Annotated in this window: 20 protein-coding genes and 1 riboswitch; of the genes, 14 read left to right on the top strand and 6 right to left on the bottom strand. The window is 58.8% G+C overall.

Going from position 1 to position 21,607, the window contains the following annotated elements; genetic code table 11:
- The first annotated feature begins 87 nt into the window (after positions 1–87).
- The 3 genes from U5A05_RS13710 to U5A05_RS13700 all read left to right on the top strand — a co-directional run bounded on the left by U5A05_RS13710 (position 88) and on the right by U5A05_RS13700 (position 3,708).
- Positions 88–1,419 (top strand): MFS transporter, encoded by a 1,332-nt coding sequence (locus U5A05_RS13710; protein WP_321833380.1) that lies wholly within the window; start codon positions 88–90, stop codon positions 1,417–1,419.
- Between the two features lie 117 nt (positions 1,420–1,536).
- The gene (locus U5A05_RS13705) at positions 1,537–2,763 is read left to right on the top strand and encodes an OprD family porin (protein ID WP_321833379.1); all 1,227 of its coding nucleotides are present in this window, start codon (positions 1,537–1,539) and stop codon (positions 2,761–2,763) included.
- Positions 2,764–2,994: 231 nt separating this feature from the next.
- The gene (locus tag U5A05_RS13700) at positions 2,995–3,708 is read left to right on the top strand and encodes a GntR family transcriptional regulator (protein ID WP_321833377.1); all 714 of its coding nucleotides are present in this window, start codon (positions 2,995–2,997) and stop codon (positions 3,706–3,708) included.
- A gap of 3 nt (positions 3,709–3,711) precedes the next feature.
- On the opposite strand, the gene U5A05_RS13695 is transcribed toward U5A05_RS13700, so the two are convergent.
- Both U5A05_RS13695 and U5A05_RS13690 read right to left on the bottom strand, forming a co-directional pair.
- Positions 3,712–4,662: a PDR/VanB family oxidoreductase gene (locus U5A05_RS13695; protein WP_261738446.1), complete on the bottom strand. Its 951-nt coding sequence runs from the start codon at positions 4,660–4,662 to the stop codon at positions 3,712–3,714.
- Between the two features lie 64 nt (positions 4,663–4,726).
- Positions 4,727–5,785: an aromatic ring-hydroxylating dioxygenase subunit alpha gene (locus tag U5A05_RS13690; RefSeq protein ID WP_321833376.1), complete on the bottom strand. Its 1,059-nt coding sequence runs from the start codon at positions 5,783–5,785 to the stop codon at positions 4,727–4,729.
- 291 nt (positions 5,786–6,076) lie between these two features.
- Here U5A05_RS13690 and U5A05_RS13685 point away from each other — a divergent pair, with 291 nt between their 5' ends.
- On the top strand, positions 6,077–7,261 hold the full coding sequence (locus U5A05_RS13685; RefSeq protein ID WP_321833375.1) for a sugar transporter: 1,185 nt from the start codon (positions 6,077–6,079) through the stop codon (positions 7,259–7,261).
- Positions 7,262–7,292: 31 nt separating this feature from the next.
- Here U5A05_RS13685 and U5A05_RS13680 read toward each other — a convergent pair whose 3' ends face one another.
- Both U5A05_RS13680 and U5A05_RS13675 read right to left on the bottom strand, forming a co-directional pair.
- Positions 7,293–8,036: a response regulator transcription factor gene (locus U5A05_RS13680; protein ID WP_261738443.1), complete on the bottom strand. Its 744-nt coding sequence runs from the start codon at positions 8,034–8,036 to the stop codon at positions 7,293–7,295.
- 9 nt (positions 8,037–8,045) lie between these two features.
- Positions 8,046–9,290, bottom strand: coding sequence for a GAF domain-containing sensor histidine kinase (locus U5A05_RS13675; RefSeq protein ID WP_321833373.1), 1,245 nt, complete (start codon positions 9,288–9,290; stop codon positions 8,046–8,048).
- 268 nt (positions 9,291–9,558) lie between these two features.
- On the opposite strand from U5A05_RS13675, the gene U5A05_RS13670 reads away from it, so the two are divergent.
- The 5 genes from U5A05_RS13670 to U5A05_RS13650 are packed head-to-tail and all read left to right on the top strand — an operon-like array spanning position 9,559 to position 14,941.
- Entirely contained in the window at positions 9,559–10,581 is a 1,023-nt protein-coding gene (locus tag U5A05_RS13670; RefSeq protein ID WP_321833371.1) for an ABC transporter substrate-binding protein, read from the top strand.
- Positions 10,582–10,606: 25 nt separating this feature from the next.
- Positions 10,607–12,061: a sugar ABC transporter ATP-binding protein gene (locus tag U5A05_RS13665; RefSeq protein WP_321833369.1), complete on the top strand. Its 1,455-nt coding sequence runs from the start codon at positions 10,607–10,609 to the stop codon at positions 12,059–12,061.
- Positions 12,058–13,056 (top strand): ABC transporter permease, encoded by a 999-nt coding sequence (locus U5A05_RS13660; RefSeq protein ID WP_261738439.1) that lies wholly within the window; start codon positions 12,058–12,060, stop codon positions 13,054–13,056. Before U5A05_RS13665 ends, U5A05_RS13660 begins: the two co-directional genes overlap by 4 nt.
- Entirely contained in the window at positions 13,053–14,015 is a 963-nt protein-coding gene (locus U5A05_RS13655) for an ABC transporter permease (protein ID WP_261738438.1), read from the top strand. Before U5A05_RS13660 ends, U5A05_RS13655 begins: the two co-directional genes overlap by 4 nt.
- A 14-nt stretch (positions 14,016–14,029) precedes the next feature.
- Positions 14,030–14,941, top strand: a complete 912-nt coding sequence (locus tag U5A05_RS13650) for an SMP-30/gluconolactonase/LRE family protein (RefSeq protein ID WP_261738437.1) — start codon at positions 14,030–14,032, stop codon at positions 14,939–14,941.
- Between the two features lie 40 nt (positions 14,942–14,981).
- Here the strand turns inward: U5A05_RS13650 and mntP are convergent, their stop codons facing one another.
- Together mntP and U5A05_RS13640 are read right to left on the bottom strand one after the other, a co-directional pair.
- The gene (gene mntP, locus U5A05_RS13645; protein ID WP_261742442.1) at positions 14,982–15,551 is read right to left on the bottom strand and encodes a manganese efflux pump MntP; all 570 of its coding nucleotides are present in this window, start codon (positions 15,549–15,551) and stop codon (positions 14,982–14,984) included.
- A 7-nt stretch (positions 15,552–15,558) separates the two neighbouring features.
- A riboswitch (yybP-ykoY riboswitch) is annotated at positions 15,559–15,728 on the bottom strand.
- 226 nt (positions 15,729–15,954) lie between these two features.
- Complete coding sequence (locus tag U5A05_RS13640; protein WP_321833363.1) at positions 15,955–16,392, bottom strand: hypothetical protein; 438 nt, start codon at positions 16,390–16,392, stop codon at positions 15,955–15,957.
- Between the two features lie 266 nt (positions 16,393–16,658).
- Between U5A05_RS13640 and U5A05_RS13635 the strand changes: the two genes are divergently transcribed.
- The 5 genes from U5A05_RS13635 (at position 16,659) to U5A05_RS13615 (ending at position 21,588) form a co-directional block, all read left to right on the top strand.
- Positions 16,659–17,555 carry a TauD/TfdA dioxygenase family protein gene (locus tag U5A05_RS13635; RefSeq protein WP_321833361.1) on the top strand — a complete coding sequence of 299 codons (897 nt, stop codon included), beginning with the start codon at positions 16,659–16,661 and terminating at the stop codon, positions 17,553–17,555.
- Between the two features lie 28 nt (positions 17,556–17,583).
- Positions 17,584–18,603: an ABC transporter substrate-binding protein gene (locus U5A05_RS13630; protein ID WP_261738430.1), complete on the top strand. Its 1,020-nt coding sequence runs from the start codon at positions 17,584–17,586 to the stop codon at positions 18,601–18,603.
- A gap of 5 nt (positions 18,604–18,608) precedes the next feature.
- Positions 18,609–19,469: an ABC transporter ATP-binding protein gene (locus U5A05_RS13625; protein WP_321833358.1), complete on the top strand. Its 861-nt coding sequence runs from the start codon at positions 18,609–18,611 to the stop codon at positions 19,467–19,469.
- Positions 19,470–19,487: 18 nt separating this feature from the next.
- A complete protein-coding gene (locus tag U5A05_RS13620) occupies positions 19,488–20,354 on the top strand; it encodes an ABC transporter permease (protein WP_321833356.1) in 867 nt (288 codons plus the stop codon).
- 247 nt (positions 20,355–20,601) lie between these two features.
- Positions 20,602–21,588 carry a hypothetical protein gene (locus tag U5A05_RS13615; protein ID WP_261738427.1) on the top strand — a complete coding sequence of 329 codons (987 nt, stop codon included), beginning with the start codon at positions 20,602–20,604 and terminating at the stop codon, positions 21,586–21,588.
- Positions 21,589–21,607: the final 19 nt, after the last annotated feature.

The raw sequence follows: 21,607 nt of genomic DNA, 5'->3' as shown, positions 1-21,607 counted from the left end.
GAACTGCCTGAGTTCTGCCCGTTTTATGTCTGCGCGCAATACCGTTGCTTGCCATGCCCCGATCATTTGCGACAGGCAGGTGCAGTGATGGCTATCGATCTGAAATTACGCGTGGATAACGGTCCGATGGTGGGATTTCAATGGCTTGCCATCGGGATTTGCATCGTGCTGAACATGATCGATGGTTTTGATGTACTGGTGATGGCGTTCACTGCCGCTTCGGTGTCGGCCGAGTGGGCGCTGAACGGAGCGCAAATCGGCATGTTGCTCAGTGCCGGATTGTTCGGCATGGCGGCGGGTTCGCTGTTTATCGCGCCCTGGGCGGACCGTATCGGTCGGCGCCCGTTGATCCTGTTGTGTCTGGTGGTGAGCGGGACGGGCATGCTGCTCTCGGCATTGAGCCAGTCACCGCTGCAACTGGCGCTGTTGCGCGGGCTGACGGGGTTGGGCATCGGCGGGATTCTGGCCAGCAGTAACGTGATTGCCAGTGAATATGCCAGCAAGCGCTGGCGTGGTCTGGCGGTGAGCCTGCAATCCACCGGTTATGCCCTTGGCGCAACCCTGGGTGGCTTGCTGGCGGTCTGGTTCTTGACGCATTGGGGCTGGCGTTCGGTGTTTGTTTTCGGTGGCGTTGCCACCTTTGCAGTGATTCCGTTGGTGCTGCTATGGCTGCCCGAGTCGCTCGACTTCTTGCTGGCCCGCCGCCCGGCCACGGCCTTGCAGCGCATCAACCGTCTGGCCCGCCGACTCGGCCAGCCGGTCCTGAGCCAATTGCCTGCTGTGGTGGCGAGCCCTGCCGGGACCCGTACCGGCCTGAGCAAGCTGTTGGCGCCGGCCATGCGGCGCACCACATTGCTGATCTGGTTGTTGTTCTTCCTGGTGATGTTCGGGTTCTATTTTGTAATGAGCTGGACCCCAAAACTGCTGGTGTCGGCCGGGCTTTCGGCGCAGCAGGGCATTACGGGTGGCGTGCTGCTGAGTGTGGGCGGAATCTTCGGCGCGGCACTGATCGGTGGCTTGTCATCACGCTGGCCGCTGACCCGTGTGTTGTCGCTGTTTATGCTGATTACTGCAGGTTTGCTGGTGCTGTTTGTCGGCTCCGGGTCTTCGGTCATGACTGCGTTGGGGCTTGGCTTGCTGATCGGGATGTTTGCCAATGGCTGCGTTGCCGGGCTCTATGCGTTGTCCCCCGTCGTGTATGACGCATCAGTGCGCGCCACGGGCGTGGGCTGGGGTATCGGCATTGGCCGTGTTGGCGCAATTTTGTCGCCTATCGTGGCCGGTTTCCTGCTGGATGGCGGCTGGCAGCCGCTGCATCTGTACGGGGTATTTGCCGTCGTCTTTGTCATTGCCGCAGGTTGTTTGCTGCTGCTCAAACCTTCTGCGGCTCAGGCGCAGCCAGCATTGGCCGAGGCCTGATTCAGCCGCCTGATTAATGCCCGGCCTGGCCGGGCACATTCCTCATACCTACAGAGTTGGGCGGGCTATTTCAGCTGCGGGGAGCGGCTGCGCCCAAAAAACCGGAGAACAATAATAATGAAGATGCTCACCAGTTTGCTGTCGTTGTCTGTTTGCGCATCGGCAATGGCCCAGGACGAAGGTTTTATTGACGGTGCCAAGGCTGATTTGCTGTTGCGCAACTACTACTTCAATCGGGATTTTCGCGATCACAGCGCAGGTAAAAGCAAGGTCGATGAATGGGCGCAGGGCTTTATTCTCAAGTTCAGTTCCGGTTACACCCCAGGACCAGTGGGCTTTGGTCTGGAAGGCATTGCGATGCTCGGGGTCAAGCTCGACAGCAGCCGTGTGGCCAGCGGCTCTGAGCTATTGCCGGTGAACAGTGATGGGCGCGCAGCCGACAATTTTGGTCGTGCGGGGCTGGCGGCCAAGGCCCGCTTTTCGGCAACCGAGTTGAAAATTGGCGAGTTGCTGCCGGATGTTCCGGTGTTGCGCTATGACGATGGTCGCCTGCTGCCCCAGACCTTCCGCGGGGCCATGCTGGTGTCCAAAGAGATTGAAGGCCTGGGGCTGCAGGCTGGGCAATACCGGGCTGTAAGCTTGCGCAACTCTTCGGATATGCAAGATCTCTCGGCCTGGGCTGCGCCGGGGGTGACCTCTGACCGATTCAATTATGCCGGTGCGGAATATCGCTTCAATGAGCAGCGTACGCAGGTCGGCGTGTGGCATTCGCAGCTGGCGGATATCTATCAGCAAAGCTATTTCAACGTGCTGCACAAACAGCCGGTAGGCGATTGGGTGCTGGGCGCCAACCTCGGTTATTTTATCGACAAGGACGATGGCAGTGCGCGTATCGGCCAGGTCAGCAGCCGCACGGCATACGGACTGTTTTCGGCGGCAACCGGTGGCCATACACTGTACCTGGGGTTGCAGCGGGTCAGTGGCGACAGCAGCTGGATGTCGGTCTACGGTAGCAGCGGGCGTACGCTGGGCAACGACATGTTCAACGGTAATTTCAGTAACGCCGACGAGCGTTCCTGGCAAGCGCGTTATGACTACAACTTTGCTGCGCTCGGGGTGCCGGGGTTACTGGCGATGGTTCGCTATGGGCATGGCGACAATGCAACGACCAAGCAGGGCAGCAACGGCAAGGAGTGGGAGCGCGATACCGAGGTCGGGTATACCTTCCAGAGCGGTACGCTGAAGAATCTGAGTGTGCGGGTCAACAACGCCACCAACCGGCGCAGCTTTAACAGCGACTTCGACCAGACCCGGGTAGTGGTGAGTTATCCGTTGTCGATGTAACGCGAGAAGTCTTTGCGTGCCTTGTAGCCGCAGCCTTGTTCCTTCAGCAGCGGCTTAAGATACTTCAAGCGTGAGAGCGAGCCTGCTCGCGAAGATCATTCGCGAGCAGGCTCGCTCTCGCTGGGGCTTGACCTGGAGCAGAGTATCTACAGGTTTGGTTTGTACCTTGCCTGATTCCTGTAGCCGCTCTTGCGTTACTATGCCTGCTCACGTTTTCTGGATGTTGTCTGGATGAGCAAACCAGGTCAATTGGTGCTGATCGCACTGCGCAAAATGATTGCCTCGGGCGAACTGGCCGCAGGCGAACGCTTGATGGAAACTCCCACCGCTGAATTGTTCGGTGTCTCTCGGATGCCGGTCCGTATGGCTTTCCGCACTCTGGAGCAGGAAGGCCTGTTGGTGCGGTTTGGCGGGCGCGGTTTTCAGGTGCGTTCGGTGAGTGCCAATGACATCGCGGGTGCGGTTGAAGTACGCGGTGTGCTAGAAGGCCTTGCGGCACGGTTAACGGCCGAACGCGGATTGTCGGTAGAGGCGCGGGCGGCCCTGGAGTTATGTTTGCTGCAAGGTGATGAGTTGTTCGACAAGGGCTTTGTCAATGAAGACGATCTTGAGGTGTATCACGATCTCAATATGCGTTTTCATCAGGTTATCGTTGAGGGCAGCCACAACCCGGCTATCGCGGATGCGCTGGCGCGCAATGATCATTTGCCGTTTGCTTCGGTGACGGCGCTGGCGGTTGATCGCAAGGATATGGCGCGTGAGTACCGGCGTTTCAACTACGCCCATATGCAGCACCATTCGGTGTTCGATGCGCTGGTCAGTCGCCAGGGTGCTCGCGCCGAAGCAATTATGCGCGAGCATGCCAATGCGACCTTGCGCTATGCCGAAATCTTCGGCTCGGCGACGGCTGATGAGCGGATGAAGGTCATTCACCGCTCCGGTTGAGGCTTAGATATCCAGCACTAGCAGAGGGGATTTCGAGCGCGAGCAGCACGGTGTGAACTGGTCGTTGCAGGCTTGCTCGTCCTCGGTGAGGAACATGTCGCGGTGATCCGGCACGCCTTCAAGCACCCGGGTCAGGCACGTGCCGCACACCCCTTGCTCGCACGACATGGGGATCTCGATGCCGTGACTTTCCAGCACCTGAACCACGGTTTTATCGGCTGGAATATCGAAGACCTGGCCGGTGCTGCCTACCTTGACTGCAAAACTACCGTCATTGCTGCTGTCCACGGGGGCGGCGGCGAAGTATTCGCGGTGCAGCGCCTGTTCCTGCCAGCCTTGAGTGCGGGCACTTTCCAGAATGTGCTGCATGAAACCGCCGGGGCCACACACATACAGATGGTTGCCGGCTTGTGGATTGGCCAGTACCCGGGCTGCATCCAGCGCCGTTTCGGGCTGTTCGTCGAAGTGTAAAAACACCCGGTCGGCAAAAGGCGAAAGCTGGATACGCTCGACAAAGGCCGCTCGCTCGCTGGAGCGGGCGCAGTAATGCACCTCGAAATCTGCCCCGCTGTGGGCCAGGCGTTCCGCCATGCACAGAATCGGGGTGATCCCGATTCCGCCTGCAAACAACAGGCTGCGCCGGGCTTCATGGATCAGCGGGAACAAGTTGCGCGGTTCGCTGATGCGCAGGCGGTCGCCGCTATTGATCTGCTCATGCAGGCTTTGTGATCCGCCGCGTGAAGCCGGGTCCCGGAGCACGCCAATCAGATAGCGGTGCTGCTCCTCGGGATGGTTGCACAGGGAATACTGACGGATCAGGCCGCCGGGCAGATGAACATCAATATGCGAACCGGCGCTGAACGCGGGCAGAGCGCTGCCATCGACGCTGGCCAGTTCATAACTGCAAATACCTTGGGCTTCGTTGTTGCGCGATACCACCACCACATCAATCATGTTACATCCTCGAAGCGTTGCCATTCTGGGGGCGGGCGCAGGTGTATGCGCCATGCCCGGGGAGTTACTGCGCGGTGGCGATCAGTTGTGGTTCGGGGGTGCGTTCGCTGGCAATGATGCGGTCCAGAACCCGGCGTGACTGCACGCCGCCCGAGTCAATATTGAGCTTGAGTAATGCGCGTTGCGGGTGGTCCAGCAGGTTTTGCTGCTGGCGCTCGAGCATTTCCAGGTCTTCGCTGAAAATCTTGCCCTGACCCTCGCGAATAGTGGCTGTAAGCTCCTGGTCCTGAGGGTTGAAGTTGCGTGCCATGCCCCAGAAATACCAGATCGAGGTGTCGGTTTCGGGAGTGATAAAGTCAACCACGATGCTCGCTGCCTTGAACTCGGGCGCCGCGTGATATCCGCCTTTGCCTGCGTGAGCGACCCCGACTTCGATCAGGACGTGGCTCGGTGGCGAGAAACGGCAAATCTGCCAGCGGTCCACCGGCACATCGTCGGCCAGATTGTTGCCGCGCAATGCCATGCGCCAGAACGGCGGGGGCATGATGTTTTCCATATGGCGCGCTGTGACCACTTCGTTGCCCTCAACGGTGGTGGTCGGGGCCACTTCGTCGATTTCCTTTTGGCCAATGCTGGAGGCGTGGACGTAGGTCTCGTGGGTCAGGTCCATCAGGTTGTCGATCATCAGGCGATAATCGCAGGCGATATGAAACAGTCCTCCGCCATAGGCCCACTCGTCACTCACCGCCCATTCCAGGTGGTGGATCAGTGCCGGGTCGGCCTGGTCCTGATCGCCGGGCCATACCCAGACAAAGCCGTAGCGTTCGACCACGGCATAGGTTTTGTTGCACGGGAAGCCGCGTACCCGCTGTCCGGGCATCTCGACGGTCTTGCCGTCGCAGCCCATCACCAGGCCGTGGTAGCCGCATACCAGATTGCCGTTTTCGACATAGCCCAGCGAGAGCGGTGCGCCGCGGTGCGGGCAGAAATTCTCGACAGCGGCCACCCGGTTTTCATGGCCGCGATAGAAAACCATCTTTTCGCCGCATATCTGCCTGCCCAAGGGCTTGTCGGTAATTTCATCGGGGGTGCACGCGACATACCAAGTGTTTTTTGGGTACATGACCAATCTCCAGATCAGGTGTTATTGCTTTTATGGATCCATTAGGCGGCATCTTGAACTTTCAAGTCAATTTGCCGCGCTGGAAATATGCGGCTTATTTAGGTTTTTTGGCGATTACCGAACACAAAATTAAAAACGCACACGCATAGTGGATCCATTAAAAATATCTGGATCAATGGCTGATGTTCATCAACGCTTTTGCGATAAGGCTATAAACTACAAGCCTGTGTGGTTCTGACTCCTTGGTCATGGGCCTGTTAGATCATCGATAGCGAGCAGTGCATCCCTTAAATGAGCAACCCCACTTCTTCCTCCAGCGCCAACTGGCAGCCGGTCATCGCGCTGGCGCTGGCCGCTTTTGTGTTCAACACCACTGAATTTGTGCCTGTGGGGCTGTTAAGCGCGATTGGTGCAAGCTTTGACATGACCACGGCCAGTGTCGGGTTGATGCTCACCATCTATGCGTGGGTGGTGTCACTGGCCTCGCTGCCGATCATGTTGATGACCCGCAACGTGGAGCGGCGCAAGTTGCTGCTGATTCTGTTCGGGCTGTTTATTGTCAGCCACGTGCTGTCGAGCCTGGCGAACAACTTCGGGATCCTGTTGCTGAGCCGGATCGGTGTAGCGCTGTCCCATGCGTTGTTCTGGTCCATCACTGCGTCGCTGGCGGTGCGGCTGGCGCCGGAGGGCAAGCAGGTACAGGCGCTGGGCCTGCTGGCAACCGGTACATCACTGGCGATGGTGATGGGTGTGCCTCTGGGGCGTTTGCTGGGTGAGGCCATGGGCTGGCGCACGACCTTTATCGTGATTGGCGGGCTGGCCGCGTTGCTGGTGTTTTGGCTGGCTCGTACTCTGCCATTGCTGCCGAGCCAGAACTCCGGCTCCCTCAGAAGCCTGCCGGTACTGTTCAAGCGCCCGGCGCTGGTGGCGGTTTATGTTCTGACAGCGGTGGTGATCACTGCGCAGTTCACCGCTTACAGCTATATCGAACCCTTTGTGCAAAACGTGGCTGGCATGAGCGGTAGCACCGTCACCTTGATTCTGTTGCTGTTCGGTGGCGCCGGGATTATCGGTTCGCTGTGCTTCAGCTGGTTCCACAAGTACAGCCCGCAAGGCTTCCTGCTCACGGCTGTGGGGCTGCTTGCGCTGTGCCTGTTGCTGCTGTTGCCGGCCAGCAACTGGATCGAGTCCCTGGGCGTGCTGAGTATTGTCTGGGGGTTGGCGATCATGGGTTTTGGCCTGGCGTTGCAGTCCAGGGTGCTGACCCTGGCGCCCGATGCGACGGATGTGGCGATGGCCATGTTCTCGGGCATTTACAACATTGGCATCGGCGGCGGTGCACTGCTGGGCAGCTCGGTTGGCAGCCATTTCGGCTTTGCCTGGATCGGCCTGGTGGGGGGTTCATTGGCAGGGCTGGCGTTGGCGGGTTTTGGCTGGACAATGTACCGTTTGAAACAAGCGGGCCAGGCAACCTGAAGTGTTGACGGCCTTGGGCCGTCAACTGGCATCAGTGCCGTGGGTAGTTGAAGCGCGGGTCCTTTAACCATTCCTGCAGTTCAATTTCCGCCTGTTCCAGTGCAGTGCGGTTCAGCAACTTGCGCAGCAATGCCACATTTACCGCCCGCGAGCGCAGGTTAAAGGCCGGTGCACTGTCATTGTCATCGCCGGGTTGGCGCACACCCAGCTTCTCGTAAAGCTGTTGCAGGCGATTTTGCACGCTGCGCAACGACAAGTTGCGCCGCTGGGCAATAACCCGGTCCGTCAGCCCCAGCGCGATATCTTGCAGCACTTCATACTCGGTATCGGTCAGACCCAGCAGCTGGTTCTGGCTTTTCTGCTGTACCCCGCGCACCTCACGGTCGATCACGCATTGTTGTTCGATAAACAGGCTGCGCAGTGCCAGCCGCAGGCGATCTTCCGAGGCGGTCTTGAGGATGTAGCCGTAGGCCGCTCCCTCCGGCACGATCCGCGAGATCCCCCGCACGTAGGCTTCATCGGCGTAGTTGGACCAGAACATGATCGAGGTGTGCGGGCGTTCACGCCAGATCGCCCGTGCGGCCTCAACCCCGGTGCGACGCGGCATTTGCAGGTCCATGACGACCGAAGTGATGGCAAACTCTTGCGCCAGGCGCTCGCCTACCAGTCCGTCTTCGGCCTCATGCAAGCGCACGCATTCGGGCAGTGCGCCTTCGATGACTTCCTTGAAGAACGCGCGATGCACCGGATCGTCTTCGATTAACAGGATTTCCATGACTGTTTCCTATGCCTGACCCGCGTTCGACGGCAGCGGCAGACTGATTTGCACACAGGTGCCTTTACCGTCCGGGCCTTTGTCGATTTGCACATGGGCGCTGAGCAGTTGAGCGCGAACCTGCATGTTCTTGATGCCCCCGGTTTCCAGGCGGCTGACGCTGTTCAGACCGGGGCCGTCGTCGAGTATGGTCAGGTGCAAGTGGCTGAGGGTAGCGGTAATTTCGACCACAATTGCATGCGGCGCGGCATGCTTGATCGCATTATTGACGGCCTCCTGAATAATGCGAAACAAGGCAATTTTTTGCGGCTCGGCCAAATCGTTGGCCAGCCCGTCCGTGTAATCGCGCAGATGCGTGACTATCGCCAGGCCACTGTTGCGCACACTACGCAGCAACAGGTCTTCCAGGCCTTCGACAAAACCGAACAGTTGCAAGATGGTCGGTTTGACCGCATCAATGATCAGCCTCAATTCCTGCATGCTTTCGTATAGCGCTTGGCCGATGGGGGCCAGATCACTGGCTGCAACCTGGTCGAGCAATTGCAGGCGGGCAAGGCGCCGGTGCAGGCGGGTCATGTCAGCCAGGGTCTGGTCGTGCAGGTCCATACCGATGCGCTGGCGTTCGTTTTCCAGCTCCTCGGTGAGGCGCAGCACACCAAGGCGCAGGCCTTCTTCACGGGCCCGGATCTGCGCTTGGGCAATGGCCAGTTGCTTGGCTTGCTCAGTCTGGCGCAAGGCGTACAGATAGGACGCCAGCAAGTCAGCCACATGCTGGGTGTGGCGCACGTCATCGAGGGTATAGAAGTTGGCCACATGGGTGGAGCAACTTAGTGCGCCGATCACTTCACCCCGGGCGCGCAGCGGCACATGCAGGCGGCTGCGCAAGTGCGCGTCGAAAATCGGGTTGTTGAGCGCGCCGGGGAATTGAAAACGTTCATCGTTCATGGCGTCGTCGCTGAGGATATACGGCTCCATGCCCAGCAGCAGTGTGCGGATCGGGCTGCGCGCTATTTCCAGCGGATGAATCGCAAATTCGCTCCAGACCGTATGCAGACCGGTCTCGTAAGCCGACAGGTGATTGTCGTCGTCCAGCAGCAGGCTGACGTCGAGATGGTCATGGGGCAGGATAAAACGAATCTCTTCGGACACTGCTTCAATCATTGACTGAAAGTCCAGGCGTCCGGCCAGTGCGCGGGAAATTCCCAGAAAGTGGTGCAACACGTTCTCTGCCGCGATGGGGACTCTTTGCGCCATGACCTGCATTCCATGAAAAGGCTCCCCGGTGGTAGCCCTGGGGCGAAGTATGGCCCAAAGAGCAGGCGGCGCAGAGGCAAAAGAGCTGCATGGATGCGCGTTTCTTTTGCGGGATCCCGCAGGTTATTTGCGTGCAAAGGGTATCAAGTGTGCAGTAACGCTCCAGACACAGGCCTTGAGCCCTAGCACACTGGCGGCGCCACTCAGTAAGCAGGTACGACCGAATCAATCGGCGACCGATACCCACAATAATAAAAAGGGTTATGTCATGGAACGTCACATGCTGCGCTGCGCCTTGTTGTCTTCTGCATTGTTGCTTGCCCCCTTTATGTCCGCCCAGGCCGACACGGCCGATAAAACCATTGCACTGTCGAATAATTACGCCGGTAATTCCTGGCGCCAAAGCATGCTCAGCAGTTGGCAGCAAACCACTGACCAGGCGGTGAAGGCGGGGATCATTGCCGGTGCCGACTCATTTACCACCGGCGAAAACCAGGCCACCGAGCAGGCGGCACAAATCCAGAACCTGATCCTTCAGGGTTACAACGCCATCGTCATTGATGCGGCGTCGCCAACGGCCTTGAACGGCGCAGTGAAACAGGCCTGCGATGCCGGAATCATCGTGGTCTCCTTTGACGGTGTGGTGACTGAGCCCTGCGCGTATCGCATCTCCATGGACTTCAAGCAAAGCGGTCTGGATGGCATGGACTATCTGGCCAAGCGCTTTCCTGGCGGCGCCAATATCCTTGAAGTGCGCGGTCTGGCTGGTGTCTCGGTGGACGAGTTGATACACACCGGGGTCATGGCCGGGACGAGTAAACATCCGCAGTTGAAAGTCGTCGGTTCAGTCAACGGCAACTGGTCGCAGACGGCCGCGCAAAAGGCGGTAGCGGGGATCTTGCCGAGCCTGCCGAAAATCGACGCGGTAGTGACGCAAGGCGATGACGGTTTTGGCGTGGCCCAGGCATTTACGGCAGCCGGTCGCCCGCTGCCGGTGATCATCTTCGGCAACCGCGAAGAGGAGTTGGCCTGGTGGAAAAAACAGAAGGATGCCAATGGCTATGAGGCCTTCTCGATCTCCAGTGCGCCAAGCATTTCCAGCCTGGCATTTTGGGTCGCCCAGCAATTGCTCGACGGCAAGCAAATGCCCCATGACCTGTTGTCGCCCGCCATCAGCGTGACTCAGGACACACTCGAAAGCTCGCTCAAGGGGGTGGAGAAGGGCGGCATCGTCAGCCATGTCTATAGCGTTGATGACGTCGCCCAACTGAAGAGCCCTGTGGCGCAGTAAGCGCAGCCAGCCGAGGAAAAGAGTCATGACCATGACCCCAGCACCGCTGGTTGACCTTAAAGGGGTTGGCAAGCATTTTGGCGCCGTGCGCGCATTGAATGAAGTGGATCTGTCGTGTCAGGCCGGGGAGTGTCTGGGCCTGATTGGCCACAACGGCGCGGGCAAGTCGACGCTGATGCATATTCTTGCGGGCACCCTGCGCGCTGACTGCGGCGTGTTGCTGATGGGCGGTGAAGATGTACGCCACGGCTACTCGGTGCAGGTGGCACGCCAGCACGGTATCCGCTGCGTGTTTCAAGAGTTGTCGCTGTGTCCCAACCTGACCGTGGCCGAAAATACCCGGCTGATGTGCCCCGGATTGCGCGGCTTTGGCTGGCGGCGCAAAGCTGGCGCGCTGATTGTGGCGAGCCTGGACAGTATCTTCCCCGGCCACGGCATCAACCCCGCCGATGTGGTGGCCGACCTGCCTATCGGCCAGCGCCAGATGGTGGAAATCGCCCGGGCCTTTACCTGTGTTGATGAGCACCTGGCGTTGGTGATTCTTGACGAACCGACCTCGTCTCTGGACGCGCGAGTTGCCGAGCAATTACTCGGTTACGTACGGCGCTATGTTGAAAGCAGCGGTTGTGTGGTGCTGATCAGTCATATCCTCGGCGAGATGCTCGCTACCTGTGACCGGATAGCGGTAATGAGTGACGGCTGCGTGGTTGATGTGCGTGCGGCCCGTGCGTTTACCCATGCCACACTGGTGGAGTCGATGGGCACCGTGACCCGCTCGCAGGGTGAACATTATGAATTCGTCTCCAAACGCGGCAGTGCACAGCCGGTCGTCAACCAACGCCCGGCCCGCCAGCAAAATGGCCAGACTGTTGCCGCCTGGCCCGGTGAGATTGTCGGGCTGGCGGGGTTGGCCGGGCAGGGCCAAAGCCAGTTGCTGGTGCAGTTGTTGCGCGAACGCATTGCAAGCGGCAAGCGTGTGGCGCTGGTCGCGGGGGATCGACAAACCGATGGCGTGTTCAGCCTGTGGTCGATAGCCGAAAACATCACCATCAGTTCCTTGGCTGCACTCAAGCGCGGCGCGTTGATTGACCCGCAGGCCGAACAGGCGATGGCGGCCGAGTGGCAAGCGCGTATGGGTATTCGCACCCCGGACATGAACCAGCCGATCCTGTCGCTTTCAGGCGGCAACCAGCAAAAGGCCCTGTTTGCCCGCGCCTTGGGCAGCGACAGCGACCTGATCCTGATGGACGACCCGATGCGTGGTGTCGATGTAGGCACCAAGCGCGAGGTCTACGCGATCATCAAGGAGGAGGCGGCCCGTGGCCGGACATTTATCTGGTACACCACGGAGCTGGAAGAGCTTGACCACTGTGACCATATCTACGTGTTCCGCAGCGGTCAGGCGGTAGCAGATGTGCCCCGTAATGAACTGAGTGAAGCGCAAATCCTGCGCAGTTCCTTTCAGGAGGAGGTGGCATGAACGCGCCTCAACCCATGACGTTAAAACCCCAACCCATGCTCAGTGGCACTCAGGGTGCGGCGGTCAACCGCGCCCGCTGGCTGCGCAATGCCTTGCCGGCTTTTTCGTTGATCGTATTGCTGGGCACCATCTTTATCATGCAGCCGCGGGCCATGAGCTACATGGGCATGAACCTGATGCTCAACCTGGCGGTGCCCATTGCCTTGGCGACCATCGCGCAGATGTTGATTATCACGGTCAACGATCTGGACCTTTCGCTGGGCAGCTTTATCAGTTTTGTCGCCTGTGTCGCTGCGACCCTGCTCAACGATCACCCTTTGTTGGGCAGCCTGGCGCTGCTCGGGTGCATCGGGGTGTATGCATTGCTGGGGGCGCTGATCCATATCCGCCAGCTACCGGCGATTGTGGTGACGCTGGGCATGTCGTTTATCTGGGTCGGCGGCGCCGTGCTGCTGTTGCCTGCACCCGGCGGCAGCGCGCCGCAATGGTTGCAGGCACTGGTCAAGATCAAGACTCCGCTGCTGCCGTTTGCGGTGGTGGTCTGTGTTTTGTTGGCCATCGCGGTGCACCTGTTTTTGATGCGCTCAACCTGGGGCGTGGTGTTGCGCGGTGCGGGGGGCAACCCGTTGGCGATTGCCAAGGCGGGTTGGTCGCTGCTGCGGATCAAGGTCACGCTGTACGCCATGGCCGGGAGCTTTGGGGTGTTGTCGGGGCTGTTTCTGGTGGGGCTTACCACATCGGCGGACGCCAATATGGCACTGCGTTACACCCTGCTGTCGATTGCCGGGGTGATTCTGGGCGGGGGTGAGTTCACCGGAGGCCGGGTCTCGCCGATCGGTGCGGTGTTGGGCGCGTTGACCCTGGTGCTGGCCGGTTCGTTGCTGTCGTTTATTCGCATTTCGCCTGACTGGCAGATAGGTGCCCAAGGGGCAATCCTGATCCTGGTGCTGGCGTTGCGCACTGCCGTTAACCGTCTCGAGGTACGCCCGGCATGAACCTGTCCTTGCAGTTGAATCGCGTGCGCAGCAAGCCCTGGTTGTGGTCGTTTCTGGCGGCGTTACTGGTGTGGCTGGCGACCCTGGCGTTCACCCGTGGCGAGGGTGCGGGTGCGCTGACTTCCGGTGCGTTGGCGTTCTCGGCATTCTTCGTGATCGTCGGGGTTGGGCAGATGTTCGTCATCACCACCGGTCCCGGCAATATCGACTTGTCGATTCCGGCCAATATCGCCCTGAGCGGTGCGGTGGGCATGAAGCTTATGGAGGGTCAGGACAGCCTGATTGCCGTGGGGGTGGCCGGTGTACTGGCGGTCGGAGTGCTGATCGGTTGCGCCAACTACGCGTTGATCCGTGTGCTGCGCATTCCGCCGATCATCGCCACCTTGTCCGCCAGCTTTCTGTTGCAGTCCATGGCCATTGCCTACGGCCGCAGTGTGCGCATAGCTCCGCCGGAGCTGTTCTATCAATTTTCCACCGGGCGTCTGCTGGGCATCCCGTACCTGGCATTGGCGGTCGCGTTGCTGACAGTGGTGGCCGGTTATGTCTTGAGCCGAACCCTTTATGGGCGCTGGACTCTGGCCGTGGGGCAGAACATGCGCGCCGCAGAATTGGCCGGTGTGCGGGTCGAGCGGGTGCGTTGGGCCACCTACGTATTGAGTGCCGTTTTTGCCAGTGTGTGCGGCGTGTTGCTGGCCGGGTTTTCCGGCGGCGCATCGCTGAGCATGGGCGATGAATACCTGCTGGCCTCGATTGCGGTGGTGGTCATCGGCGGTACCTCGGTGGCGGGCGGTTTCTCCAACGTGCCGGGCTTGTGGGGTGCGGCGCTGTTTTTGTATTTGCTGGTGAGCATGCTCAACACCTTTGGCGCCAGTGCCGGAGTGCGGTTGATTCTTACCGGCGTGATCATTATCGCGGTGATAGCCGCCGTTAGCGGGCGCAAAAGCCAGCGCAGCCTTTGAATCAGGATAGAACCATGAGCGACGATATCTACGAGTTTCACGACAAGCGTTTTCGCAGCCTGACCTTGCCCAACACCCAGCTTGAGCGCCTTTACGATCAGTGCCGCTGGGCAGAGGGGCCAGTGTGGTTCAACGACGGTGGCTACCTGTTATGGAGTGACATTCCCAATCAGCGCATCCTGCGCTGGACCCCGGAGCAGGGCGTCTCGGTGTTTCGTGCCGCCTCCAACTTTGCCAACGGCAACACCCGCGACATACAAGGGCGATTGGTAACCTGCCAGCACGGCACCCGCAGCGTCACCCGCACCGAACCCGACGGCAGCATTACCGTGCTGGCTGACCAGTTTGAAGGCCGGCGCTTGAATTCGCCCAACGACGTAGTGGTGCACAGCGACGGTGGCATCTGGTTCACCGACCCGACTTACGGCATTCTCAGCGACTACGAAGGCTACCAGGCCGAGCCTGAACAGAGCGGGCGAAACGTCTACCGCATCGACCCGCACACGTTGCAAATTGCCTGCGTGGCTGACGACTTTGAACAGCCCAACGGCCTGGCGTTTTCCCCGGATGGGAAAACCCTGTATATCGCCGACTCGGCCCGTTCCCACGACCCGGATGCGGCGCACCATATCCGCGCCATACAGGTTGTCGACAACTGTCGCTTGGGCAGTTCTAGGGTTCTGACTCATATCGAGCCGGGCATACCTGACGGGTTGCGCATTGATGTCCAGGGTAATATCTGGACCAGCGCGGGGGACGGGATTCAGTGCTTTGATGCGAATGGGGTCATGCTGGGCAAGATCAAATTGCCGGAAAAAGTCGCCAACCTTACATTTGGTGGGCCGCGACGCAATCGGCTGTTTATTGCGGCCAATACCTCGCTCTACATGATTCATGTGGCTGTGGCGGGGGCGCAGGTGCCGTAACGGCACAGGGCTCTGGCGCAAGGCCAGAGCCCTGCAAGTGTTACACCGCGCTCAGATGCTCATACAGAATCGTGGCACCCACGATGATCAACACCACCCCGCCAACAATCTCGGCACGCTTGCCGACCAGGCTACCGAGTGCGCGTCCGAGCATGGTGCCGATGATCACCATGGTCATGGTGGCGAGACCGATGGCGGCTGCGGCCACCAGGATATTGACGTCGACAAATGCCAGGCCAACGCCGACTGCCAAGGCATCGATACTGGTGGCAATAGCTGTGACCACCAGAATCCAGAATCCGTGTTGCGACGGTTTGTCTTCGGGTTCGTCTTCTTCGGGCTTGACCCCGTTGTAGATCATGTACAGGCCCAGCCCCAGCAGCAGGGTGAAGGCAATCCAGTGATCCCATTGCGTGACGTAACTGCTGGCGGCCTGGCCGATGGCCCAGCCGATTACGGGCGTAATGGCTTCAATCACGCCGAAGATAAGGCCGGTGCGCAGTGCTTCGCTGAAACGTGGTTTGTGCAGGCTGGAGCCTTTACCGATGGCGGCGGCAAAAGCGTCGGTGGACATGGCAAAGGCCAGGAGAATCAGGGCAATTGGGTTCAATTCAGTCATCCAGTCGGGCTTGAGACAACGACATAGCACTGCGCGCCCGACTTCAGCACAGGTATGACGTTGGTCTCGCAAATCCAGACGGATGCTATGGCCACGGCAGGTTGCCGAGAATGTTGACCAGAGCGCCGCCACTTGCGTGACGGCCAGCTACTCCCCAAAGAGGGGGCGGACTATAGCAGCAAAATCAGAAAAAAAGCTGAAAGGCTAAATCTTGCCCAGGTTGATTCGTACTGTAGCCGCTGAGGAGAGTAGCGAGGCTGCGTTCGGCGACGAAGTCGTCGTGAAATCAGACGCTATGGTGTGTCAGTTGAGTCCGGGATTTAGGGTTTGCGACTGCTGCGCAGCCGAACGCAGCCTCGTGCTACTCGTCAGCGGCTACAGGGGTGGCGTATCGTCAGGCCGAGGTGCTGACCATGGAACCCGAACCACCTTTACCCTGAATTGTCAGCGCTTGTAGCAATGCTGCCGTCGCCTCCTGCAACGCCCCAACGGTCGCGGCCACTTGTGCCTGGGCGCCAGCCACTGCTGCCATCTTTGCCTCGGCGCTCATGTTGCTGGCCTGGATCTTTTGCAATTCCTGCATCTGCTGCTGCAGTTGTTTCTGCAGTTGGGCGATGTGTTTTTTAAGCTGCTTGACCGCGTCCGAGCTGTCATCACTGGTGTCAGCCGCTGGCGCCGCATTCGCGTCTCTGGATGCCCGCGGTTTCACCGGGTCGGTGGCTGCCGTGCTGGTGTCACTCACCGCGGTGCTGTCGGGGGCTTTGATGGTGGTCGTGCCGGGCGTGCTCTGAATATTCAGGCTCGATGCCAGGGGATTGATGCTGCCAACCATGTCGATTCGTCCTTTTGACTTTATGTCATTCAAGGCCATCGGCAGATCGCGCCGGTGCTTTAGTCAAAAAGGCAAAAAACAACGAGCAACCACTCATATGCTTATTCTATAAAAGTATTTAAATTAAATTTCTTATATCTATAAAGTCATATCCCTGCGTACAGGTCGACCAATCGACGCGCCGCACGAAATGAACCAGCACGGGACCTCCGTGAGTTTCTGATCGATTGGCGCGCCATTGGGTGTGCCCTGCGTGGGAGTGATTTATGTCTGCACCGTCTGCCTCTGCGATTGCCGTGAGCATCGCCCCTCAAGCCTTTGAAATCCGCCCGTTCAGCGGCGCAGTGGGTGCCGAGATTATCGGCCTTGATCTGGCATTGTCGATCAATGACCAGGACTTTGCGCGTATTCACCGCGCCCATCTGGAGCATCACGTGGTGGTGTTCCGCGATCAGCGCATTACCCCGCAGCAACAGATTGCCTTCAGCCGTCGCTTCGGCATTTTACAAATCCATGTGCTCAAGCAGTTTCTGCTGACCGGCCACCCGGAAATCCTGATCGTCTCCAACATTATAGAAAACGGCCAATCCATCGGTCTAGGCGATGCGGGCAAGTTCTGGCACTCCGATCTTTCCTATAAGGAGCTGCCGAGCCTGGGGTCGATGCTGCATGCCCAAGAGCTGCCATCCGAAGGTGGTGACACCCTGTTTGCCGATATGCACAAAGCCTGGGATGGCTTGCCGCAAGCGTTGCGCAATGCAGTTGAGGGCCGCTCGGCCGCGCACTCGTATACCGCGCGTTACAGCGAAAGCAAATTCGAAGGCAACTGGCGCCCGACCCTGACCCCGGAGCAACTGGCACAGGTCAGCGAAGTGGTGCATCCGGTGGTCCGTACCCACCCGGAAAATGGCCGCAAGGCGCTGTTTGTCAGTGAGGGTTTCACCACCCGTATCGTCGGCCTGCCCGAAGACGAAAGCCGTCAGTTGCTGGCCGAGCTTTACGCCTACAGCGTGCTGCCAGAGAACATCTATCGCCACCAATGGCAGCCCCACGACCTGGTGTTCTGGGACAACCGCTCACTGATCCATCTCGCTGCCGGATGCCCGAGCCATCTGCGCCGCAAGCTCTACCGCACCACCATTCAGGGCAATGCCCCTTACTGATCGTCCCCATATTTCAAGGAGCATAACCATGCCCACATCAATCAAATCCGTGGCCGCCAGTCTTGGTCTGGGCTTGAGTCTACTCGCCAGCAGTCTTGTGGCTCCGAACGTGGCCCATGCTGAAGGCGAGATCCGAATCGCCGAGCAGTTCGGCATTGTTTACCTGTTGCTCAACGTGGTGCGCGATCAAAACCTGATCGAGAAGCACGGCAAAGAGGAGGGCATTGATATCAAGGTCGACTGGACCCAATTGTCCGGCGGTGCGGCGGTCAACGACGCCTTGCTGTCGGGCTCGATTGATATTGCTGGGGCCGGGGTTGGCCCGCTGCTGACCATCTGGGACCGTACCCACGGCAGGCAGAACGTCAAGGCTGTGGCGTCGCTGGGCAACTTTCCGTACTACCTGCTGAGCAATAACCCGCAGGTCAAAACCATTGCCGATTTCACCGAGAAGGACCGCATCGCAGTGCCTGCCGTGGGTGTATCCGTGCAGTCGCGCTTTTTGCAATACGCCGCCGCCAAGCAATGGGGCGATAAGGAGTTCAACCGGCTGGACAAGTACACCATTGCCGTCCCGCACCCGGACGCCACTGCGGCGTTGATTGCCGGTGGTACGGAGTTGAGCGGGCATTTTTCCAACCCGCCTTTCCAGGACCAGGCACTTAAAAACCCTAATGTGCATGTGGTACTCAATACCTATGACCTGCTCGGCCCGAACTCGCCCACGGTGCTGTTCACCACCGAGAAGTTCCGCAACGACAACCCGAAAACCTACAAGGCCTTTGTCGAGGCGTTAACCGAAGCCGCCGAGTTTGCCCAAAACGACAAGGGTGCTGCCGCTGACACGTATATCCGCGTCACCAAGGCCAAGATTGACCGCGCCGAGTTGCTGAAAATCATCGACAACCCACAGTACGAATTCAGCGTGACGCCGAAAAACACCTACCCGCTGGCCGAATTTTTGTACCGCGTCGGGGCGATCAAAAACAAACCTGAGTCCTGGAAAGATTACTTCTTCCAGGATGCAAAACCGCTGCAGGGGAGCTGATACCCATGAATGCTTCCGTGCAAGGCCACACGGCCAGCCACCTGACCGCAACAGGCCCGGCCCTGTTGTCGGTCGACCAGGTCAGCCTCGAGTACCGCACACCGCAGCGTGTGGTGCGGGCTACCCATCAGGTGAGTTTCGAAATCGACTCCGCTGACCGTTTTATCCTCCTTGGCCCTTCGGGTTGCGGCAAGTCAACGCTGCTCAAGGCGGTCGCCGGGTTTCATTCGCCCTGCGAAGGACACATCCGCCTGCTGGGGCAAGCCGTCACCGCCCCGGGGCCGGATCGCATGGTGGTGTTTCAGGAGTTCGATCAACTGCCGCCCTGGAAGACGGTCAAGCAAAACGTGATGTTCCCGCTGCTGGCTTCCAGAACCCTGCCACGGCGCGAAGCCGAGGAGCGAGCGCTGCACTATCTGGACAAGGTCGGTTTGACGGCGTTTGCCGATGCTTACCCACATACCTTGTCCGGCGGCATGAAGGCTCGCGTGGCAATCGCTCGAGCCTTGGCGATGCAGCCGAAAATCCTGTTGATGGACGAGCCTTTCGCCGCGCTCGATGCTCTGACCCGGCGCAAGATGCAGGAGGAGTTGTTGCTGCTCTGGGAAGAAGTACGTTTTACCTTGCTGTTTGTCACCCACTCCATCGAAGAGGCGCTGGTGGTCGGCAACCGGATATTGTTGCTGTCGCCGCATCCGGGCCGTGTGCGCGCTGAAATCAACAGTCATCAATACGGGCTGCACAGCCTTGGCGGTACGGAGTTCCAACAGGCGGCGCGGCGCATCCACCGGCTGCTGTTTGATGAAAATGACGCTGCAAGCAGCGAACAAGCGCTGAACTTCGCCGATATTCGTATCGCTTATTGAGCTGTGGAGGATTGCCCGATGAGCCAATCATCATCTGTACGCCAGGAATACGAAGTCGTTCTGGAGCCGCTGCTGACAGTGCCAGTGGAACGCGAATTACCGCTCGGCCAGCGACTCTGGCAGCAGGGCTGGTTACGTAAAAGCCTGATTCTGATCGTGCTCGCGGTACTCTGGGAGCTGGTGGCGCGCTACCAGAACAACGACCTGTTACTGCCCACTTTTGTGCAAACCGCCAGCGCCCTGTATGACGGTTTGATCAGCGGCGAACTGCTGAACAAAGTCGGCATTTCCCTGGTGGTACTGCTCAAGGGTTACCTGATCGGTATCGCACTGGCGTTCGCCTTGACCACGCTGGCGGTGTCGACCCAGTTGGGGCGTGACCTGCTGAGCACCCTGACCTCGATGTTCAACCCGCTGCCGGCCATTGCCCTGTTGCCATTGGCGCTGCTGTGGTTCGGGCTGGGGCAGAACAGCCTGATTTTCGTGCTGGTGCATTCGGTGCTCTGGGCCCTGGCCCTGAATACCTATGCGGGATTTCTCGGGGTTTCGCAAACCTTGCGCATGGCCGGGCGTAACTACGGTTTGAAGGGTATTCGCTTTGTGCTGTTGATCCTGATCCCGGCGGCGTTACCCTCGATCCTGGCGGGCCTCAAAATCGGCTGGGCATTCGCCTGGCGCACGCTCATCGCCGCCGAGCTGGTGTTCGGCGCAACCAGCGGCAAGGGCGGCCTGGGCTGGTACATCTTTCAGAACCGCAACGAGTTGTATACCGACAAAGTGTTTGCCGGGTTGGCAGTGGTGATTCTGATCGGTTTGCTGGTGGAGAACCTGGTATTCGATACCCTTGAGCGGGTCACGGTGAAGCGCTGGGGCATGCAACACTGATTGCTCAATGAAACCGTATGTATTTGCATTACTGGACGTACCGCTCCTGATGGCTATCCTCACCTTTAGCTCAGAGCACCCTCGGCTCTCGCTTGGGGTTAAACCGATTCGCCGTCTGAATACCGGTTTTGAAATTTAAAGATCTTTTTTTTCAAAGACGTGTGATAGGTTGATGGCTAAGTGCTACCTTGCCGTTGCGTATAGTTAAGCAATTTGGCATCACTACCTCTCTATCGGAGCGAACGCCATGCAGTTATTCAGAAAGCTGTTGAATATTCTGGGGCAGGCTGATTGCAGCCGCGAGCGTGCAGACAATCCAGTGTTTATCCCGGCCGAGTTTGAAAGTCTCAAACGCGAACTCAATATTGTTGAGCAAGCCAGCCGCCACGGTGAGCAGGGCTACCCTGCGGTAGAAGCCACTCGGTTGACTGCCATCGAAGAGAGTATCCGCACCACACTTGAGTCCGAGCGCAACAAGGTGCTGGCGTGGGCCGACTCGCGGATTGCCACGATCCAGAATCAGCTAAGTGCTCTGGATATCATCAGTACGGTGGACCGCTGCGCTCAGTTTGATCAAGAGTTTGAGCGTGCCATAGACAGTCTTCTGAATGACTACGCTGTACGGCTGCAGCGCCTGGAGTACAGCGCGCGGGAGCAGGAGGCTGAACTGTGTGCTTTCAAGGCACAAAATCACTCCGGATTGCTCAAGCAGCAAAAGCGCCGTAATGACGCGTTGGGTGTCTATCAGGATGAAATTGCAGATGTACGCAATGAGCTTATGGCACTCAAGCAAGAGTTCCTGGAAAAGCTCGAATCGGATGTATTGGCATGTAATCAACAATTGGTCAGTTACCAGTCGGTTCTGGACGAAAAACGCACTGTAAGATCGTTGCGGGCCAGTGGTTTGAACAAGGCGGAAATGATTTTGGCGGGGCTTGTTCAATGCTATCGCGCCGAGAACCAATTGCATCGCAATGGTCGGCGAGTGCCTGCTTACTTCAATGAAAGCATTGCGCTGCAGCCCATTGAGCTATCCGAGATCGACACCGCCGATGATCAAGTTCGCCTGGCTGCACAGCAACTGGCGCTGGTGGGTTTGATTGAGCAGCTGGAGCAGATTCGTACGCGAATTCAGTCGTCGTTCTATCAAAAGTACAATCAATTGACGCCCTTATCCTGGCTGCCCGAATACCCGCCGGTAATGGACGGCCGCATTTCGGCAGAGCCGGTTTAACTTGCCTGCGGGCTGGGCG

The organism is Pseudomonas kulmbachensis (genome assembly GCF_963681935.1).
Lineage (GTDB): Bacteria > Pseudomonadota > Gammaproteobacteria > Pseudomonadales > Pseudomonadaceae > Aquipseudomonas > Aquipseudomonas kulmbachensis.
This window is presented reverse-complemented; position numbering and strand designations above follow the sequence as displayed.

Excerpts from the sequence above, each read along its gene's own strand:
- U5A05_RS13680 (WP_261738443.1), bottom strand. The coding sequence starts at position 8,036 with ATGGAAATCCTGTTAATCGAAGACGATCCGGTGCATCGCGCGTTCTTC.
- U5A05_RS13700 (WP_321833377.1), top strand. The coding sequence starts at position 2,995 with ATGAGCAAACCAGGTCAATTGGTGCTGATCGCACTGCGCAAAATGATT.
- U5A05_RS13695 (WP_261738446.1), bottom strand. The coding sequence starts at position 4,662 with ATGATTGATGTGGTGGTGGTATCGCGCAACAACGAAGCCCAAGGTATT.
- U5A05_RS13615 (WP_261738427.1), top strand. The coding sequence starts at position 20,602 with ATGCAGTTATTCAGAAAGCTGTTGAATATTCTGGGGCAGGCTGATTGC.
- U5A05_RS13710 (WP_321833380.1), top strand. The coding sequence starts at position 88 with ATGGCTATCGATCTGAAATTACGCGTGGATAACGGTCCGATGGTGGGA.
- U5A05_RS13670 (WP_321833371.1), top strand. The coding sequence starts at position 9,559 with ATGGAACGTCACATGCTGCGCTGCGCCTTGTTGTCTTCTGCATTGTTG.
- U5A05_RS13650 (WP_261738437.1), top strand. The coding sequence starts at position 14,030 with ATGAGCGACGATATCTACGAGTTTCACGACAAGCGTTTTCGCAGCCTG.
- U5A05_RS13685 (WP_321833375.1), top strand. The coding sequence starts at position 6,077 with ATGAGCAACCCCACTTCTTCCTCCAGCGCCAACTGGCAGCCGGTCATC.
- U5A05_RS13655 (WP_261738438.1), top strand. The coding sequence starts at position 13,053 with ATGAACCTGTCCTTGCAGTTGAATCGCGTGCGCAGCAAGCCCTGGTTG.
- U5A05_RS13665 (WP_321833369.1), top strand. The coding sequence starts at position 10,607 with ATGACCATGACCCCAGCACCGCTGGTTGACCTTAAAGGGGTTGGCAAG.
- U5A05_RS13675 (WP_321833373.1), bottom strand. The coding sequence starts at position 9,290 with ATGGCGCAAAGAGTCCCCATCGCGGCAGAGAACGTGTTGCACCACTTT.
- U5A05_RS13660 (WP_261738439.1), top strand. The coding sequence starts at position 12,058 with ATGAACGCGCCTCAACCCATGACGTTAAAACCCCAACCCATGCTCAGT.
- U5A05_RS13625 (WP_321833358.1), top strand. The coding sequence starts at position 18,609 with ATGAATGCTTCCGTGCAAGGCCACACGGCCAGCCACCTGACCGCAACA.
- U5A05_RS13630 (WP_261738430.1), top strand. The coding sequence starts at position 17,584 with ATGCCCACATCAATCAAATCCGTGGCCGCCAGTCTTGGTCTGGGCTTG.
- U5A05_RS13635 (WP_321833361.1), top strand. The coding sequence starts at position 16,659 with ATGTCTGCACCGTCTGCCTCTGCGATTGCCGTGAGCATCGCCCCTCAA.
- U5A05_RS13640 (WP_321833363.1), bottom strand. The coding sequence starts at position 16,392 with ATGGTTGGCAGCATCAATCCCCTGGCATCGAGCCTGAATATTCAGAGC.
- U5A05_RS13620 (WP_321833356.1), top strand. The coding sequence starts at position 19,488 with ATGAGCCAATCATCATCTGTACGCCAGGAATACGAAGTCGTTCTGGAG.
- U5A05_RS13690 (WP_321833376.1), bottom strand. The coding sequence starts at position 5,785 with ATGTACCCAAAAAACACTTGGTATGTCGCGTGCACCCCCGATGAAATT.
- U5A05_RS13705 (WP_321833379.1), top strand. The coding sequence starts at position 1,537 with ATGAAGATGCTCACCAGTTTGCTGTCGTTGTCTGTTTGCGCATCGGCA.